This is a genomic window from Pseudemcibacter sp. (genome assembly GCF_965661635.1).
Taxonomy (GTDB): Bacteria; Pseudomonadota; Alphaproteobacteria; order Sphingomonadales; family Emcibacteraceae; genus Pseudemcibacter.
Genome location: NZ_CBFIEP010000017.1, coordinates 1 through 18014, shown reverse-complemented (window position 1 = coordinate 18014; position 18014 = coordinate 1). Strand labels below are relative to the sequence as shown.

At 42.3% G+C, this 18014-nt stretch carries 10 protein-coding genes; 6 read left to right on the top strand and 4 right to left on the bottom strand.

All coding sequences use genetic code 11. The features are described from left to right. Nucleotides 1–1867: S9 family peptidase (locus ACTF6W_RS01330; protein ID WP_438992740.1), on the top strand; the 1867-nt coding region annotated here is incomplete at its 5' end. Between the two features lies 1 nt (nucleotide 1868). Here the strand turns inward: ACTF6W_RS01330 and ACTF6W_RS01325 are convergent. Continuing rightward, nucleotides 1869–3149: an NAD(P)/FAD-dependent oxidoreductase gene (locus ACTF6W_RS01325; RefSeq protein ID WP_438992739.1), complete on the bottom strand. Its 1281-nt coding sequence runs from the start codon at nucleotides 3147–3149 to the stop codon at nucleotides 1869–1871. Between the two features lie 61 nt (nucleotides 3150–3210). On the opposite strand from ACTF6W_RS01325, the gene ACTF6W_RS01320 reads away from it, so the two are divergent. Further along, a complete protein-coding gene (locus ACTF6W_RS01320) occupies nucleotides 3211–4155 on the top strand; it encodes an ornithine cyclodeaminase family protein (protein ID WP_438992738.1) in 945 nt (314 codons plus the stop codon). A gap of 2 nt (nucleotides 4156–4157) precedes the next feature. Here ACTF6W_RS01320 and ACTF6W_RS01315 read toward each other — a convergent pair whose 3' ends face one another. The 3 genes from ACTF6W_RS01315 to ACTF6W_RS01305 all read right to left on the bottom strand — a co-directional run bounded on the left by ACTF6W_RS01315 (nucleotide 4158) and on the right by ACTF6W_RS01305 (nucleotide 11054). Then, entirely contained in the window at nucleotides 4158–6503 is a 2346-nt protein-coding gene (locus ACTF6W_RS01315) for a penicillin acylase family protein (RefSeq protein WP_438992737.1), read from the bottom strand. 99 nt (nucleotides 6504–6602) lie between these two features. Further along, nucleotides 6603–8819 carry a penicillin acylase family protein gene (locus ACTF6W_RS01310; RefSeq protein WP_438992736.1) on the bottom strand — a complete coding sequence of 739 codons (2217 nt, stop codon included), beginning with the start codon at nucleotides 8817–8819 and terminating at the stop codon, nucleotides 6603–6605. Nucleotides 8820–8945: 126 nt separating this feature from the next. After that, nucleotides 8946–11054 (bottom strand): TonB-dependent receptor, encoded by a 2109-nt coding sequence (locus tag ACTF6W_RS01305; protein WP_438992735.1) that lies wholly within the window; start codon nucleotides 11052–11054, stop codon nucleotides 8946–8948. A 351-nt stretch (nucleotides 11055–11405) separates the two neighbouring features. Between ACTF6W_RS01305 and ACTF6W_RS01300 the strand changes: the two genes are divergently transcribed. The 4 genes from ACTF6W_RS01300 to ACTF6W_RS01285 all read left to right on the top strand — a co-directional run. Then, complete coding sequence (locus ACTF6W_RS01300; protein WP_438992734.1) at nucleotides 11406–13496, top strand: outer membrane protein assembly factor BamB family protein; 2091 nt, start codon at nucleotides 11406–11408, stop codon at nucleotides 13494–13496. A 158-nt stretch (nucleotides 13497–13654) separates the two neighbouring features. Next, a complete protein-coding gene (locus tag ACTF6W_RS01295) occupies nucleotides 13655–14098 on the top strand; it encodes a c-type cytochrome (protein ID WP_438992733.1) in 444 nt (147 codons plus the stop codon). 109 nt (nucleotides 14099–14207) lie between these two features. Beyond that, nucleotides 14208–16301: an outer membrane protein assembly factor BamB family protein gene (locus ACTF6W_RS01290; protein WP_438992732.1), complete on the top strand. Its 2094-nt coding sequence runs from the start codon at nucleotides 14208–14210 to the stop codon at nucleotides 16299–16301. Between the two features lie 100 nt (nucleotides 16302–16401). Further along, nucleotides 16402–18014 (top strand): outer membrane protein assembly factor BamB family protein (locus ACTF6W_RS01285; RefSeq protein ID WP_438992731.1); only part of this gene is annotated, 1613 nt, incomplete at its 3' end.

The window sequence follows — 18014 nt, the reverse complement described above, 5'->3', positions numbered from 1 at the left end:
GTCAAATGACATTATGACGGACCGGACACGCTCTAACATTTGGAGCGTGAAAGCAGATGGTTCAGAAAACCGCCCGCTCTTATCTGGGCGTGATAACTATTCCTCACCAAGATGGTCACCTGACGGTAAAAAACTTGCCTATTTATCCGCATCAGAAGGAAGCACACAAATATATCTCCGTTGGCATGACAGTGGACAAACAGCACTCCTTAGCAACCTAACCGTATCTCCAAGCAGCATAAGCTGGTCGCCAGATGGTAAATGGATCGCGTTCTCAGCGCGTGTCGCAATCAAAAACCCAACACTCGCTAAACTAGTACCGAAACCAAAGGGAGCGAATTGGGCCGACCCTATGAATATTATTGATGCGACACGTTATCAGCGTGATGGGCGCGGTATTATGACTCCCGGATACACACAAATATTCATCCTACCAAGTGATGGTGGAACACCACGACAATTAACAGAAGGGAACTTTGATAGTGGCGGATTACTATCATGGGCCGCAGATAGTTCACACATTTTATTTTCGTCAAATCGTCACAAGAAATGGGAACTTGAATCGTCCGAAGCTGATATTTTTGCAGTTGACATCGCGGATGGAAATTTAACGCAAATAACCAACGAGCCAGGTTCAGAAAGAAATGCAACCTATTCACCAAATGGGAAAAAAATTGCGTTTACAAAACAATCTAATGAAAAGGTAATGTTTAAAAATACTTATCTTTATGTCATGGATGCCGATGGCTCAAACGAAACAAATCTAACACTTGAACTTGATCGTCCGGCTGGTAGCATTAAATGGGGTAATGATAACAAACATATCTATTTTCAATTTGATGATCAGGCCGTTCGCGCCGTTGGAAAAACGGACCTAAATGGAAATATGGAAATTGCCGCGATGGGTTTAGGTGGCACATCACTAGGCCGTCCTTACTTAAGTGGTGGATATAATGTTGGCAAAAGTGGTCTATTGGCATTTACTTACGGTACGGATCAAAGACCCGCAAATATTGCCATCATGCAAGATGATAGCCGTAAAATGCTTACATCTTTAAATGAAGATTTCCTTAGCCATAAAGACTTAGGCGAAGTTCATGAAATTAATTATACATCTTCAATTGATGGCACGCCAATCCAAGGTTGGTACTTAACACCACCAAATTTTGACCCAGAGAAAAAATACCCACTGATCCTTGAAATTCATGGTGGTCCTAGCCTTGCATATGGTCCTGGTTTTTCAGCTGAGTTTCAACGTTTTGCCGCTGAAGGATATGTTGTATTTTTTGATAATCACCGTGGAAGTTCAAGTTACGGTGAAAAATTTTCGATGCTTCTTCACAACAAATATTCCAGCGAATATGACTTTGCTGACCATAATTCAGGTGTAGATGCGATGATTGAATTAGGTTTCATTGATGAAGATAACCTGTTTATCACAGGTGGGTCTGCTGGAGGTATTGCAGCCACTTATGCAATTGGATTAACCGACCGCTTTAATGCAGCAGGTGTGATTAAACCGATCGTAAATTGGCTCAGCAAATCACTTTATGCGGACAGTTCAACCGGACAGCTTCGCAATCAATTTCCGGGCTTCCCTTGGGATCATGTGGATCATTTTTGGAAAAGATCACCGATGTCACTTGTAGGTAATGTGAAAACACCAACACTTCTCATGACAGGCGAAGAGGACCGAAGAACACCGATCCCAGAAATTGAGCAATATTATCAAGCATTAAAATTATTAGAGGTCGATACCATTATGGTCCGTGTTCCAGGTTCTCCACATGGTATTGCCGGACGTCCATCGCGGTTGAACGCTAAAGTGGATAATATAATGGCGTGGTTTGAACGTTATAAGAAATAACTTAAATAATGTGGTCTTGAATACGTGTTAGCTGACTACCTGTTTCATAGAAAGCTTCACGTAATAAATTAAATGGTACTTTTTCAGGTGACTTTAAAGGCAGGGGTAATTCCTCTGCTTTTATTTTATCCATCATGAAATCAGCCATTTCACGGCCCAAAGCGGTACCAGGAGAGATTCCCCTCCCACTAAAGCCATTGATGCTATAAAGACCATTTCCAAGTTCGTGAAAATTAGGCACGTAATTACTGGAACATGCAATGCGTCCCGCCCATTTATAGGTCCATTCCACAGGGCCGACTATTGGAAATGTATCACGCACCATTTTATCCGCCCATGATGAAAATAATGGGGCTTTATCAATAAATATATTACCGATGGTTCCAATAATTAATCGACCCGCTGCATCGGTACGATATGAGCGCATAACAAGACGCGTATCCCACGTTCCATTTTTACCCGGCAGATAATTGTCAAGTTGTTCATCTGTAAGTGGATCTGTTGCCATTTGACAATAATACATCGGCGTAAATGTTGATTTTAATTCAGGTAAAATATTAGAAAGATATGCATTCGTCGCCACCAACACTTTATCGGCTTTCAATAAACCTTTTTCCGTTTTGATATACCACGTTCCGCTCACGTTAAAAATATCGAGCGCTGCAGTGCCCGTATAAATTTTAGCGCCAGCCATCTTTGCCGCCTGCATTAAGCCATGACAATATTCTAGCGGCTGAATAGTTCCTGCTCTTTTATCTAAGATTGATCCAATATACTTTTCAGCGGCTGTCAATTTGAATGTTTCCTGCTGATCCAATAATTCTAACTCAGCGCCGCGTGCATTTACCTGTTCTAATTTATATTTTAAGCTATCCATTCCTTTTTCAGAATGAGCAAGATGTAAAGATCCGTTTCTAAGAGATTCACATTTAATATCATGATCTTTTATTAGTTGATGCACAAGTGATGGTGCATCAGCGAGCAAGGCATTTAATCTTTCACCGTAAGGTTTTCCAACTATTTTCTCGACTTCATCGGGGTTTTTCCATAGTCCCGCATTGGTTAATCCAACATTACGACCTGAACCGCCAAAGCCGTTAAATTCAGCTTCAAGCAAAGTAACATCAACACCACTTTCCGCGAACCGAAGCGCCGCAGAAGTACCCGTAAAACCACCACCAATTATGGCCACATCGGTTTTTAATTCTTCGTCGAGAATATTAATTTCCACCTTCGAATGGCGGCTTAAATTCCATAGTGAATTATTTTCTTGTTCAGTCATTTGCTTTACGGCATTCTGTTAAATATTTCTTATGTATAAATCAAAAAATTAAGGAGTCTAGGTGAAAACCTTCAGCAAACAAGATTTGGTATCATTATTACCTTATAATGAATTGATCAGTGCCCTAAAAGAGGGGTTTAGGATTGGGGCAGAAGCACCTCTTCGCCATTCTCACCAAATAAAAACCGAAGGAGAAAGTGAAAATTATCTTTTGATTATGCCATGCTGGCAAACAGGCGGAAGGCTGGGTATTAAAACGGTTATGGTATGCCCAGATAATCATAAACACGGACTTGGTGCTGTACAAGCAAGCTACATGTTAATGGATGCAACCACAGGCGTTCCTTTGGCGAAAATGGACGGCGATGAACTTACCGTTCGCCGGACATCCTCAGCTTCTGCACTGGCGAGCTCAATTCTTTCTAATCCGGAAGCGAGCCGTCTTCTGATGATGGGGGCAGGTAATTTAGCCCCGCATATGATAAGAGCACACGCCACAGCCAGAGATTTGAAAGAAATATATATATGGTCGCGTGACGGAAAACAGGCAGCATCGCTCGCTCAAAAACTGGACCTAGAATTAACCGCAAAAGTAATTTCTGTCGACGATCCAAAAGAATATGCCTTTCATGCAGATATTATCTCATCGGCAACACTCGCGACCGAACCTATTATTAAAGGCGAATGGTTAAATCCAGATAAGCAGCAACATATCGATATTGTTGGTGGTTATACTTATGAAATGCGCGAAGCCGATAATGACGTTCTAATAGGGGCCGCAATTTACGTTGATACTTTTGAAGGGGCCCTCGCAGAAGCAGGGGACATATTAAGACCCATTGGAGAGGGTGCCATAAAAAAAGAAGACGTGATTGGCGATTTCTTCACGATGGTTAAAGATGATTTTAATAACCCACCACATAAAAGAACTGTTTTCAAATCAGTCGGTACCGCCCTCGAAGACTTAGTCGGCGCCAATTTGGCCTACTTAAAAAGTTCATCATAAATTTATATTGGTTTAAATGTTAAAATCCATTTTGTCTCGCCTGGCAGGAAGGGTGTTTGACCCCCATCAAGCCATTCCTGATGGCCCGCTCCATAATAAGGCGATAATGGATGCCCAGATTGTCCGGACGGCAAGTCCATAATTCCATTTTCTTCAAACCCCGGACTTACAACAATACGTTCTGATTGCCCTAGTGTGCGTCCTGAAATATGCGGGATATTTTCCTTATCACCATTCTGCGCAAAGGCCTTCATATCCACAAGATTACTTAATCCAGGAACTGCTGCACTTAGGGGATGCCTAATTTCCGTCGTGTTGCGCGCCCCCCACGTGTAATCTGATAATGCAACGTCACCAGAAATGACGTTTTGCCAAGCGTCAAAGGCAGATTTTTCAAAAAAGAACTGCCAGCTTTGATATTCAGGCGGCAACCAAGACACAGGCATTTCTGTTACCAGCTGCCAGAGCGGTGCTTCCCATTGTTTAGTGGCCGCATCATAATCACAATTTTCATTATACTCTGTACATGCTGCCGTTATTCTTGAAAAAAGATTCTCATAAACTTGATCGCGGTAATCCTTCACCAAACGAAAACCAATTGAATTTTTATCAGCAAGCCCGCCCCAATTTTCAACTTCATTCAGATAAGTCTCAAATGCGGGATCATTCGCCGCCTTTAGCACGCCTGACAATTGTTTTTGCCAACGTGATAGAAACAAGGCTTCATTATCAAGCATAATACCATAAAGGTCTGCCTCTTTAACTGGTGCCTCTAGTGCCATTAAGCGGTCACGTATTTGTTTCGCTCGCGCTCCAAGGTCATATCGATTGGTGCCAACTCGGGCAAGATCATCACCCGAAACTACGCGCGCATTCGCGGTCCAGAGCCGACCCGTATCAGGATTAAGGACACGGGGATATTCGGCTGACGCGTACCATCCATTCCAATCGTGATTGCCCGATGACCAATTATATATATTTCTATAATCACCTTCTGGACGTTTTGGAATTTTTCCAAATATTGTCCATCCTGCATTCCCTTGAGCGTCAACGATTATAGCATTCTGTGCAGGAATGCCCATATCACCCGCCATATCCATGACTTCTGATACGGAGCCTGCATTTTCCATTTGCATCAGCGACATATTAACCCCATCAGGCATATGTGCGACCCAGCGATAGGCATATTGTTTGTCATTCCCTTTATCAATCACAGGGCCCCAAACTGTTTCTTTAACTTTTAATAGTTCTGCCTCGCCGCCCTTAACGGCAATCTCTTCATCAAAAACATCAAAATCTTTATAACCATCTTTGGTTAGATATTGACCTTCATTTTCCGGGTTAATGGTTAATTCAATTATGTCAGATGTATCAATATTTGTATTGGTGAAACCCCACGCGACGGACCGATTACTGCCCACCACGATCGCAGGTGCCCCTGCCAAGGAAACACCCGTGATATCAAGTGATCCATCCATTTTCTTCAGTCTTAATTTATACCAAATTGAGGGGGCACGAATTGTTAAATGCATATCATTTGAGAGCATTCCTGCACCATTCTCACTGATATTTCCCGTGACTGCCCAATTATTACTACCAAGCATGGGACGATCATCTCGCTCAAAATGATTAGCGGTTAAATCAAAATTTGGTGTAGCGGGAATTTCTGGCTTCATATACTCATCTGCATCTTCTTGCAGTGGCGCATCCCATTCTGTGCGATCCGGCAGTAAAAATTCATAAAGATCCGACGATAATGATTGTTTCAGTAAATGGTTTTGCCATTCATAACCGCCCGTTGAACTTTGCAATGTGAAAAACATTGAATAAATAGCGAGGAACGTATCTTCGGCTGTCCATGTATCTGGCTCAGCATTTAATAGCCAATATTCAAATGGTTTTGACCCTAAGGACGATAAACCCTGATTAACCCCTTTAACATATTGATTTAGTATATCGCGTTCATCGGCAGAAATATGATTAAGTGCAACATTTGCCCGATTTCTAAAACGATGAAGCCTATTAGCTTTATCCGTATCCACCGCTAAAGCACCAAAAAGACTTGATAATTCTCCGGATGCCATTCTGCGGGATAGGTCCATCTGAAAAAAGCGCTCTTGTGCATGAATATAGCCAGTCGCAAATGCCAAATCGGTTCTATTTGCTGCAGTAATGGTTGGCGCCCCATTTTGATCACGCTCAACGGTGACAGCACCAACTATATCGTTAGATACAATATTTCCTTCAAGTTCAGGAAGACTTGCCTGAAATCCATAATAAACCACCACAAGCGCAGCGATAGTAATCGTCGATGAAAACACGGCCAGCCGCAACAACCATTTGATCATATTCTTCTTTCCTTAGAATTTTTATACATTCTATCTTTCGATAAAAAAATAGGCCAGACAATTTCTTGTCCAGCCTATTCATTTCTAATTTATAATGTTTTATTCACCAGGGTGATACGTATGTTGCGTATTGGCATCTACATCTTCTTTATAATAATGAACATCACGGAATTCGCCTTTTCCGTACATTTCTCCTTGATCGAAGAAATGTGGTGAACTCGGGTCACTATTTAAACCACCCGCCATTAGTGCTTTAGCGCGAACTTTATCGCCAAACTCAACAGATGCGATAAAGCTATTACCGCTCGTCACATACCAATTTTTTGCACTGTCAAATTGACGTGTACCAACGGACGCAAGCGCACCCCAGCGGCCAGAAGCAAGTTTTACAGGATAACTTGGTTTAGTATCATCAAATGTTTGAGTGATATTACCATCATTACGCTGAAAACGATTCATATCGCCCCACGCCACTTTCCATGAACCGAAATCCGCTTCCATTTTAGCTAAAGCATCTTTTAAAGCCGTAAGATATTGATCCGCAGAAACCATTTTTTCAATATATGCATAGTTATCATAGGGATCAACATCACGACCGCGAGGCAGTAATTTCCAAAGCTCGTTACCCCAGTGATGCGCTAATGATGTTTCAACAGACGCCATGCTCGCTCTCTTATCCCACGCAACAAGCATATCGACAGCTTCTTTTATGCTCTCATCCGGGTTTGCATCATATGCCGCTTTAAGGACTGGAACAAAGCGTTGGAAAGAAGGAAGAAGACCATCATAACCCGCTTCAATTAAACTTTCGACTGTAAAGTCATTGATGCCGGGATAAAGACCCAGCGCATGCTCGCCACGTGGGTTTTCAAAATTCACTGACATATAACTCGGATAGTCTTCTTTTTTAGGACTATGATCTGGCCCCGCAAGTGTGAAAGGCCAGTTATTGGTATTATAAAGCCAACCTGAACCAGGATTAAGTGAATTAATCGCTTCCTCAACAGTATGTAATCCTTGCCAATCCGTTGCTGGGTTGCTGCCGTCCACAGGATGATTGTAATCAAATTGCGTGTCACGGATTGGATGGAAATTACCGTGGAAATAGGCAATATTCCCATCTTTATCTGCATAAACGGTATTGTTTGATGAGTTTGATTTCAGTCTCATCATTTCATAAAACTCATCATAAGATTTTGTCTTAGTACGCGTATATGATTGGTTCAATGCCGTTAGCGGGATATTCATTAACTGCGTGCTAACCCATTTACCGTCCTGCTCACGAACAATCGGTCCACGGTGTGTGTGGTAAATGGTGAAATCACGAGATGCCATACCGCTATCAGTTTTATATTCTATTGTTTCCGTGGATACTTTTACTTCGCGTTCTTCATCACCATACTTGTAAAAGAGCTTTCCATCTTTCTCGATGATGGTTTCTAACGCTTCGTCGATTACATCTGAACGCGTTGATGTATGCATCCAACCGTTATATTCACTAAAGCCTTGGTAAATAAAGAACTGACCCCACGTTAAGGCGCCATAGGCATTAAGACCTTCTTCACTAACCATATGAGCTTCTTCACGGAAATAATGTGTTGTATGTGGATTAATATAAAGAAGTGCTTTGCCGTTCTTTGTTTTTTCCGGAGCAATCGCCATACCGTTTGAGCCACGCGGCTCCCAGTCGACACGGTCTAGGTTAATATCGGCAGATGCCATCGTGTTCGTGCCACCGTAAAACTGTTCAAGGTCCGCAAGTGAAACGCGTTCAATATCACCACCGATACTTCCTTCTGAGAATGAAAGCGCCATCCATGGCTCAAAGCGTTTAATTACTTTTGGTTGAACTTGTGGGTTTTTATAAAGGAAATAGTTTAATCCATCAGCATAAGCGACCATAAGCTCTTTAAGCCAATCAGGGGCTTCAGCATATAAACGCTTCATTTCATCTTCTTGAATAAAGAGGCGCATACGAAGGTCGCGATAAATCTCACTTTCACCTTCGGCTTGGGCTAATAAGCCCATCGCATTCATATAGTTTACTTCGACACGATTAAAATCATCTTCGGCTTGTGCGTACATAACACCGAAAACAGCATCTGCATCGGTTTTACCGTAAATATGCGGCACACCCCAGTTATCACGTTGAATTGTGATATTCTGTGCTTGTGCTTCCCAGCGCATTACTTCATCAGAAACCGCAGCCGCAGTATCCATGGCATTATTGTTGTTCATTTCTTCAGATTGATTTCCATCATCAGAAGAACAAGCTGAAACAGCAAGAATAGTTGTTAATAATAGTAGTTTTTTCATATTTGATTGCCCCTTTTTGCAATTACGGAAACGACAATAGAGGGAGTCCCTATTCCTGTAAAGAGTTAGCCAATAAAAAAGGCCCGCATTAATGAAACGAGCCTTAAATAAAATATTTTAGTCGTTTTAGAAACGAGCGCGAACACCACCGAAGAAAGCGCGAGGACGACCAACGAAATAACGCTCATCTGTAAAGCCTGTCCAATCAGCTCTTTCAGCATATCTCACATTTGTGATATTCATAATACGTAAGAATATATCGACGCCTTCCATGGCTTCTGCTTCGATACGAAGATTGAAATAATTATGACCTTCATATTTAAATGTATTTGTAGGCTCCAAATAATATTCACCCATATAAATCCACTCAAGGCCTGCTTTAACTTTATCTGCCGGTGCCCAGTTCAATTGAATGCTACCGAAATTACGGGGCGCCGTATCAATATCACGGCCATTCCAATTAATATTACCTGTAACATTATTTGCACCAGAGATATAATCAAAATCATATGTATGCTTCGCATAACTACCATTAAATCGAACACTTACATCTTGTGGGAAGCGGTACTCAAACATACCCTCAACACCAACGTGTTTTGAAGCGCCGTTATCTACATTAGTTCGGCTTCCATCTTGGAATATCACGTTATCTTTTTTCATATAAAACCCAGCGATTTCATATGAATATGTTTTTGCATTCCCACGAATACCGGCTTCAATGCTGTCAAGTTTCACGCTATCAATATCAGCAACCAATTGACCATTTTGAAGTCTGTAAAGTTCTGTCGATTGTGGTGCTCGAAAGCCACGACTGTATCTTGCAAATAGACTATTGTTTTCATCGATTTTAAATAATGACCCAGCTTCAAATGACACATTATTAAAACTATCTTCACGATCTGCTGGTCGCGTATAACGACAGCCACCAAATCCACAAGCATTGCCATTTTCATCCACGCGGCCGCTGTTCATGCGGTTATCGTAATCATAATTCATGTGTTCTGCACGAATACCACCTAAAAAGGTTAATTGCTCCGTCACATCAAATTCACCACGAACAAATCCAGCGACCATTTTTGTGCCTACTTCGTAATCATATTGTTTGCCCGCAGGGATCGTATTGACTAGAAATGCACTGCCAACAGTTGGATTTTCCTGTGTTTGTTTGAGTTCACCTTTACCTATTTCACCATCGATACCAGCTATAATCTCAAAGTCACCGCCTTCATTAATATAAAAGGCACTTTGAAAACCTGCGCTTTTTTGCTCATTCTCTTCAAGTGGCTTTCCTGGTAAAAAGTGCATAAGGAATTCCATATCCATTTTGCGGGCATATGGAGATACTTGCAATCTGACATTATCGGCAACATTCGTTGAAATCGTTGACCAATAACGGAATGATTTTGCTTTTCTAAACGCTTCTGGGTTTCCATTGGTTCTTGCGAGTACTGGATCTCTATATGAATCTAAACCCGTAAGGTAGCCCGCTGTTTCCTGATCCAGATTTGTAAATTGGAAATTTGAAGAAATACTAAAATTACCGTTATCATATTCATGTCTTAGTTGCGCTTTTTGCTGATTAAAACCGCTTTCTTCAATATAACCACCATCGCGCGCAGCCGTACCACTTAAGCGAAAACCATTGTTTTCCTCTTGCACAGCAACCGATCCAATACCGCGAAAATAACCCCATGAGCCCGCTTCGATACTGGCTTCTGATACATCATCACCGACAGGGCGGGAAATAACATTAATAATACCATGCATGGCGTTTGAACCATAAAGAACAGAGCCAGGTCCACGCACCACTTCAATACGGCTTCCTTGCTCCGGGAATGTATCAAATAATTCATTTACATTACAAAATCCAGCTCCGCGTAACGGAATACCGTCCATCGCCGTTAAAAACGCTCCACATGCGCCAGCACCTGTAAAAATAGGTGAACGCAACGAAATTAATGATTCTTGACCATTATTTCTTGAAATGTTTGCACCGGCAATTCCCTGCAATGCTTCGTTAATATGTGTTGGCGCAATAAACGTCACTTCAGAACCCGATACTGAAGCCTGATTGCCAATTGCATCGGATGCAATGCGCTCACTTCTTGTTGCTGTAACGGTTACAATTTCAGTATTGTTTGCTTCTTGTGCTTGATTTGCTTCTTGTGCATTACCGATCATTGGAAGCAGTCCAAAAATGCTAACCCCCAATAAAGACATTTTTTTAACGTTCATTTTTTTCTTTCTGATTTATAGTTTTACACATTTTCAACGCGCTTGTAACTAATCAAGCTGAAACGAAACTGAAAATTATTTTAGAAGAATCATTTTTCTAAAATTCGACTAGGAAATAGCCATTTTGCGTCTTAGATGCAAGATACTAATCTCCTATCTACACTCTTTGGCCTATTAAATGCAATAAGATTGCATTTTTAGCCATTTTGAAGCCATTTTGCTATGTACAATTCTTATATTTCTACCTATAACGGTGTCAATTATGTTGTATAATCAATAAATATTCGATCATTTCGAAACAAGGTAACATGACAGATATACAAAATTCGTATTAACCAAAGGGAGAGAAGCATGAAGCTTAACTTTAAGAAGTCTGTAATGGCATTAACGATGTTGGCAACTGGTCTAACATCCGTATTTGCAAACGCAGACGAGCCGGGCACTGCAAATGGTGAATGGCATCACTATACGGGGGATATGAAAGGTTCCCGTTATACACCGCTTGATCAAATCAACGCGGATAACTTTGAAGACCTGGAAATGGTTTGGTCTTTTTCAACAAAGAACCTCGGTACACGCGGCGAATATAAGCTTGAAGTGACCCCATTAATGGTTGATGGTGTACTTTATGCAACAGCGGGTACACGCCGTACGGCAATAGCTTTGGATGCAGTTACAGGTGAATTAATGTGGATGCATAGTATGCGCGAAGGACTTCGCGCTGGTATGGCACCGCGTCAACTCTCTGGTCGTGGTCTTTCTTACTGGTCAGACGGTAAAGGTGATGATCGCGTTTATTATGTGACTACAGGCTACCGCCTAATCGCGCTAAATGCCCATACAGGCGTTCCTATCGAAAGTTTTGGAACAGATGGTAACGGTATTCTTGATTTAAAGATTGGCGTTGTACAAGGTAACGAAGTTCAAATCGATCTCGTAACCGGCGAAATTGGTCTTCATGCGACACCTACTGTCGTTGGTGATATGATTATCATTGGCTCAGCCATGAAAGAAGGCATGACCATAGATAATTATAATAATACAAAAGGTCTTGTTCGTGCATTCGATATTAGAACAGGTGAAAAAATCTGGCAGTTTGATCCTATTCCGCGTCCCGGCCAGTTCGGAAACGAAACATGGCTCGATAATTCATGGGAACGCAATGGTAATACTGGTGTTTGGACGCAAATCACAGTTGACGAGAAAAATGAGCTAGTCTTTCTATCAGTAGAAAGTCCTTCCTCTGACTTTTACGGCGGACATCGTCCAGGCGATAACTTGTTCGGTGAAAGTATCGTTGCTGTTGATTTAAATGATGGTTCTTATAAATGGCATTTCCAAATCGTTCATCATGCGATTTGGGATCATGACTTATCATCAGCACCTCTTGTAATGGATGTTACAATTGACGGTAAAGAACGCGAGATATTGGCTCTTCCAACGAAGCAAGCCTTTATGTATGTATTTGATCGTGTCACGGGTGAGCCAATTTGGGATATTCCAGAAGTTCCGGTCCCGCAAGGTAATGTACCTGGTGAATGGTATTCACCAACACAACCCCGTCCATCAGATAAATTACTGTATGGTAATCCAGAACTTGATTATCCTGATGACCTAATAGATTTCACACCTGAAATGCGTGCTCAAGCCATTAAAAACCTAGAGCGTTGGGTTTGGAAAGACGGCACACTTTATAACCCACCAATTGCTGGTGATGTAAACGGTATGCTTGGTGCGATTAACCTTGGTAATGCTGGTGGTGGTACCAACTGGCCAGGTGGTGCATTTGATCCTGAAACAGGGATTGTCTATGCATCCGCAACTACAGGCGCGATTGGCGGTATTTCACTTGCTCCCCCACCAGAAGGATATTCAAATGTGAATTACATGGCGGGCCGTAAGGGTGAACCTTTCCGTATGCGTAACGCAGCGGGTACAGGTCAAAACCCTGACGCACCAAAAGAAGTGAACTATCCTGTTTATGATGGTCCACCTGTTGAAGTGCCATCCTTAAATGTTGAAGGTCTTAATATCTTGAAGCCACCATATGGCGTTCTAGCAGCGATCGACATGAATAAAGGGGAAGTAAAGTGGCGTGTTGCCCATGGTGAAACACCGGACAATATTCGCAATCATCCAAAGTTACGCGGCATGGATATTCCACGAACAGGTCAGCGCAGTAGTGTTGGTACGGTTGTTACCAAAACACTTGTGATCGTCGGTGACCCGCGTGTGACAAACCCTGGTGATCGTGAGCGCGGTGCAATGCTTCGTGCCTATGATAAAGAAACTGGAGAGAATGTTGGCGAAGTTTGGATGCCTGCAGGACAATCAGGTTCTCCTATGTCATATATGGCCGATGGCAGACAATATATTATTGTATCTGTATCCGGTGGCGCTTACCCAGGTGAGTTCCGTGCTTATGCACTTCCGGAAGATTAAAATAACCGTAAGGGGCGAATAAAATCGCCCCTTACAACTCAATTTTTCAGGTTGAATTAAGTTAACGACTTTATACTGAAAAATTGAGGGATTACAAAAACCCTAAAATGGACATACTTTAAGATTAGGGTAAATTTTAAACAGTAGATGAGAATAAGATGAAACTAGTACAAAAAATTACAATAATTGCTGCAACAGCTTTTGTAGCCCTGAGTATGAATAATAGTGCCAATGCACAAGTCGCAAATGTATGGGACGGTGCATATACAGAAGCACAAGCCGTCAGAGGCGAAAAATCCTATCAGGAACATTGTTCAGAATGTCACGGCACACAGATGCAAGGCCGCGAAGAAGCACCAAGCCTTAAGCAAGGCGCCTTCATTTATAACTGGGACGGTATGCCTGTAAGCGTATTATTCCAACGTCTTCGTGAAACAATGCCACTTGATGATCCAAGAGGTACGCCACGTAAAGTGAAAGCAGACATTTTAGCATTCATTATGAAGCAAAATGATTTCCCAGCTGGAAACGCACCACTACCTTATCAGAATTCAAGATTAAAAAGAATTCAATGGAACGCGCAAAACCCCGCTGGCGATTAATAATCTTAGACAAAATTCTTGCATTAAAAGCTCAGAAGATCATATTATCTTCTGGGCTTTTTTCATGAATATGAAAATAATATAAAATAACCTTCTATGGGAGAGAAGCATGAAGCTTAACTATAAAAAGTCTGTAATGGCATTAACGATGTTAGCAACAGGTCTAACATCAATTTTTGCAAACGCAGACGAACCGGGTACAACGAATGGCGAATGGCATCATTATACCGGTGATATCAAAGGATCACGTTATTCCTCGCTTGATCAAATCAATGCGGATAACTTTGAAGACCTTGAAATGGTCTGGTCTTTTTCAACAAAGAACCTTGGCACACGTGCTGAATATAAGCTTGAAGTGACACCAATCATGGTTGACGGCGTTGTTTATGCAACAGCGGGTACACGCCGTACTACAATAGCACTAGACGGCCAGACAGGTGAGCTTATGTGGCTTCACAGCATGCGTGAAGGACTTCGTGCGGGACTTGCACCACGCCAGCTTTCCGGTCGCGGATTAGCCTATTGGTCAGATGGCAAGGGTGATGACCGTATTTTCTATGTAACGACAGGATATCGTCTTGTCGCACTCAATGCTCACACAGGCATTCCAATAAACGATTTTGGTACAGACGGTAACGGCATTCTTGACCTGAAGGTCGGTGCCGTTCAGGGTAACGAAGTTCAAATCGATCTCGTCACTGGTGAAATCGGACTTCATTCTACGCCTGCTGTAGCTGGTAATCTCGTTATTGTTGGTTCTGCGATGAAAGAAGGTATGACCATTGATAACTACAACAACACCAAAGGTCTTGTTCGTGCATTTGATGCCAGAACTGGTGAAAAAGTATGGCAATTTGATCCTATTCCGCGTCCTGGCCAATTTGGTAACGACACTTGGCTTGATAATTCATGGGAACGCAATGGTAACACAGGTGTTTGGACACAGATTACTGTTGATGAAAAAAATGAGCTTGTCTTCCTAGCCGTTGAATCACCTGCTTCTGACTTTTACGGTGGACATCGCCCTGGTAACAACCTTTTTGGTGAAAGCCTTGTTGCGGTTGATCTAAACACAGGTGAATATAAATGGCATTTCCAAGTGGTTCACCATCCGATTTGGGATCATGATTTGTCATCTGCTCCCCTTGTAATGGATGTAAACATTGACGGAAAAGACCGTGAGATTATCGCTCTTCCTACAAAACAGTCATTCATTTACGCATTTGACCGTATCACTGGTGAGCCGATTTGGGATATTCCGGAAGTACCGGTCCCACAAGGTAACGTGCCGGGCGAGTGGTATTCGCCAACTCAACCTATGCCTCCAATGCGTCTTCATTATGGTCGTGGTAAATTGAATCTTCCTGATGATCTGATTGATTTCACACCTGAAATGCGTCAAGAAGCCCTTGATAAGATGGATCGTTGGGACTGGAGCAATGGCGCCATGTATAACCCACCTCTCCTTGGTGATGTAAATGGTACATTAGGTGCAATTAACATTGGTGCAACAACGGGTGGTACAAACTGGCCGGGGGCTTCATTCGATCCTGAAACAGGGATCGTTTATGCACCTGCTTCACAAGCCTATATTGATAACTTATCGCTTGCACCACCTCCTGCTGGATATTCAAATGTTGATTATATCGCAGGCCGTAAAGGCCAACCTTTCCGTATGATGTATGCCTCTGGTACTGGTCAAAATCCTGACGCGCCAAAAGTGGAAAATGAATTTGAAGACACGAATGCGAAACCTGTGGAAATTCCTCAGCTTCGTGTAGACGGTCTTTCAATTCTTAAGCCACCATATGGCGTGCTTTCAGCGATTGATATGAACAAAGGTGAAGTGATCTGGAAAGTTGCCCACGGGGAAACACCTGATAACGTTCGTAATCACCCAAAACTTCGTGGTATGGATATTCCACGCACTGGTCAACCAGCTAACGTTGGCACCGTAGTCACAAAAACACTTGTGATTGTGGGCGATCAACGCGTAACTAATCCGGGTGATCGTGAGCGCGGCGCAATGCTTCGTGCCTATGATAAAATGACCGGCGATCAAGTTGGTGAAGTTTGGATGCCAGCGGGTCAATCTGGTTCACCAATGACTTACATGGTTGATGGTCGACAATATATCATTGTCGCCGTATCAGGCGGTGCTTATCCGGGTGAATTTAGAGCCTACGCACTTCCAGAAGATTAAACCTATATCATTATAGTTTTGCATCAAAGTCCCGATGGTCATATGATCGTCGGGACTTTTTATATTTAAATTTAATATTATGTTCTTTTAAGGAAAAATCATGAAGCTTACCTTACTCAAGCTTAAACACTTTATCACTTTACTGTTCACACTCTCTTTCATTTCTCCGGCATTATCCGATGCACTTGATACTTCAAAAGGAGAATGGCCTCATTACGCTGGAGATATAAAAGGTTCCCGTTATTCACCACTTGATCAGATTAATGCCGATAACTTTGACGATTTAGAAATGGTTTGGTCATTTTCCACAAAAAATTTAGGTAGTCGCGCGGAATATAAGCTCGAAGTGACACCATTAATGATAGACGGCGTTATTTATGCAACGGGAGGAACCCGTAGAACGGCCTTTGCATTAGATGGGGAAACAGGCGAATTAAAATGGCTTCATAATATGCGTGAAGGTCTGCGTGGTGGTATGGCCCCACGGCAACTATCTGGCCGTGGGCTTGCTTATTGGACTGATGGAAAAGAAGATGACCGGATTTTTTATGTAACAACGGGATATATGCTAGTTGCTCTTGATGCACACACAGGCATTCCGATTGAAACGTTTGGATTAAATGGGGACGGTATTATCGATTTAAAACTAGGTGCTGTTCAGGGTAACGAGGTGCAGATCGATCTTGTCACTGGTGAAATTGGTCTTCATGCAACGCCGACTGTGGTTGGAGATTTAATTATTATCGGTAACGCGATGAAAGAAGGTTTAACTATTGATAATTATAATAACACCAAAGGTCTTGTCAGAGCCTTTAACGTGCGTACAGGAGAAAAAGTATGGCAATTTGATCCTATTCCAAGACCCGGCCAGTTTGGAAATGAAACATGGCTTGATAACTCCTGGGAAAGTAATGGAAGTAACGGAGTTTGGACGCAAATAACCGCTGATGAGAAAAATGAGCTGGTGTATCTGTCAGTTGAAAGTCCATCATCAGATTATTATGGCGGGCACCGTCCCGGCAACAATTTATTCGCTGAAAGTATTGTAGCTGTCGATTTAAAAACCGGCGAATATAGATGGCACTTCCAAGTGGTGCATCATCCAATCTGGGGACATGACCTATCCGCTGCGCCAATGATTATGGATGTTGAAATTGATGGAAAGTTAAGAGAAATTTTGGCTGTTCCAACAAAACAAGCGTGGCTCTTTGTGTTTGACCGAGTGACGGGCGAACCAATTTGGCCTATCGAAGAAGTGCCGGTCCCAATTGGTGATGTTCCAGGTGAATGGTATTCGCCCACTCAGCCACGTGTCCTGGAAAAATTAAACTATGGCCGTTCAGAAATGAAAGTTCCCGATGACTTAATTGATTTTACCCCTGAGATGCGCTCTCAAGCACTAAAAAACCTAGAAAGATGGGAATGGGAAAAAGCAACCATATATAACCCACCTATTTTAGGAGATGTTAACGGGAAATTAGGTGTAATCGCGCTTGGAAATTCCGGAGGAGGGACAAACTGGGCCGGAGGTGCCTTTGATCCTGAAACGGATATTCTATATGCACCTGCCAATGTATCCGCCATAAGCGGTATTTCATTAGCCCCACCCCCAGAAGGATATTCAAATGTTAGTTATCTTCAAGGAAGAAGCGGTCAACCTTTTAAAATGGCTCTCGCCGGTGGGACAGGACAAAATCCAGATGCACCAAAAGA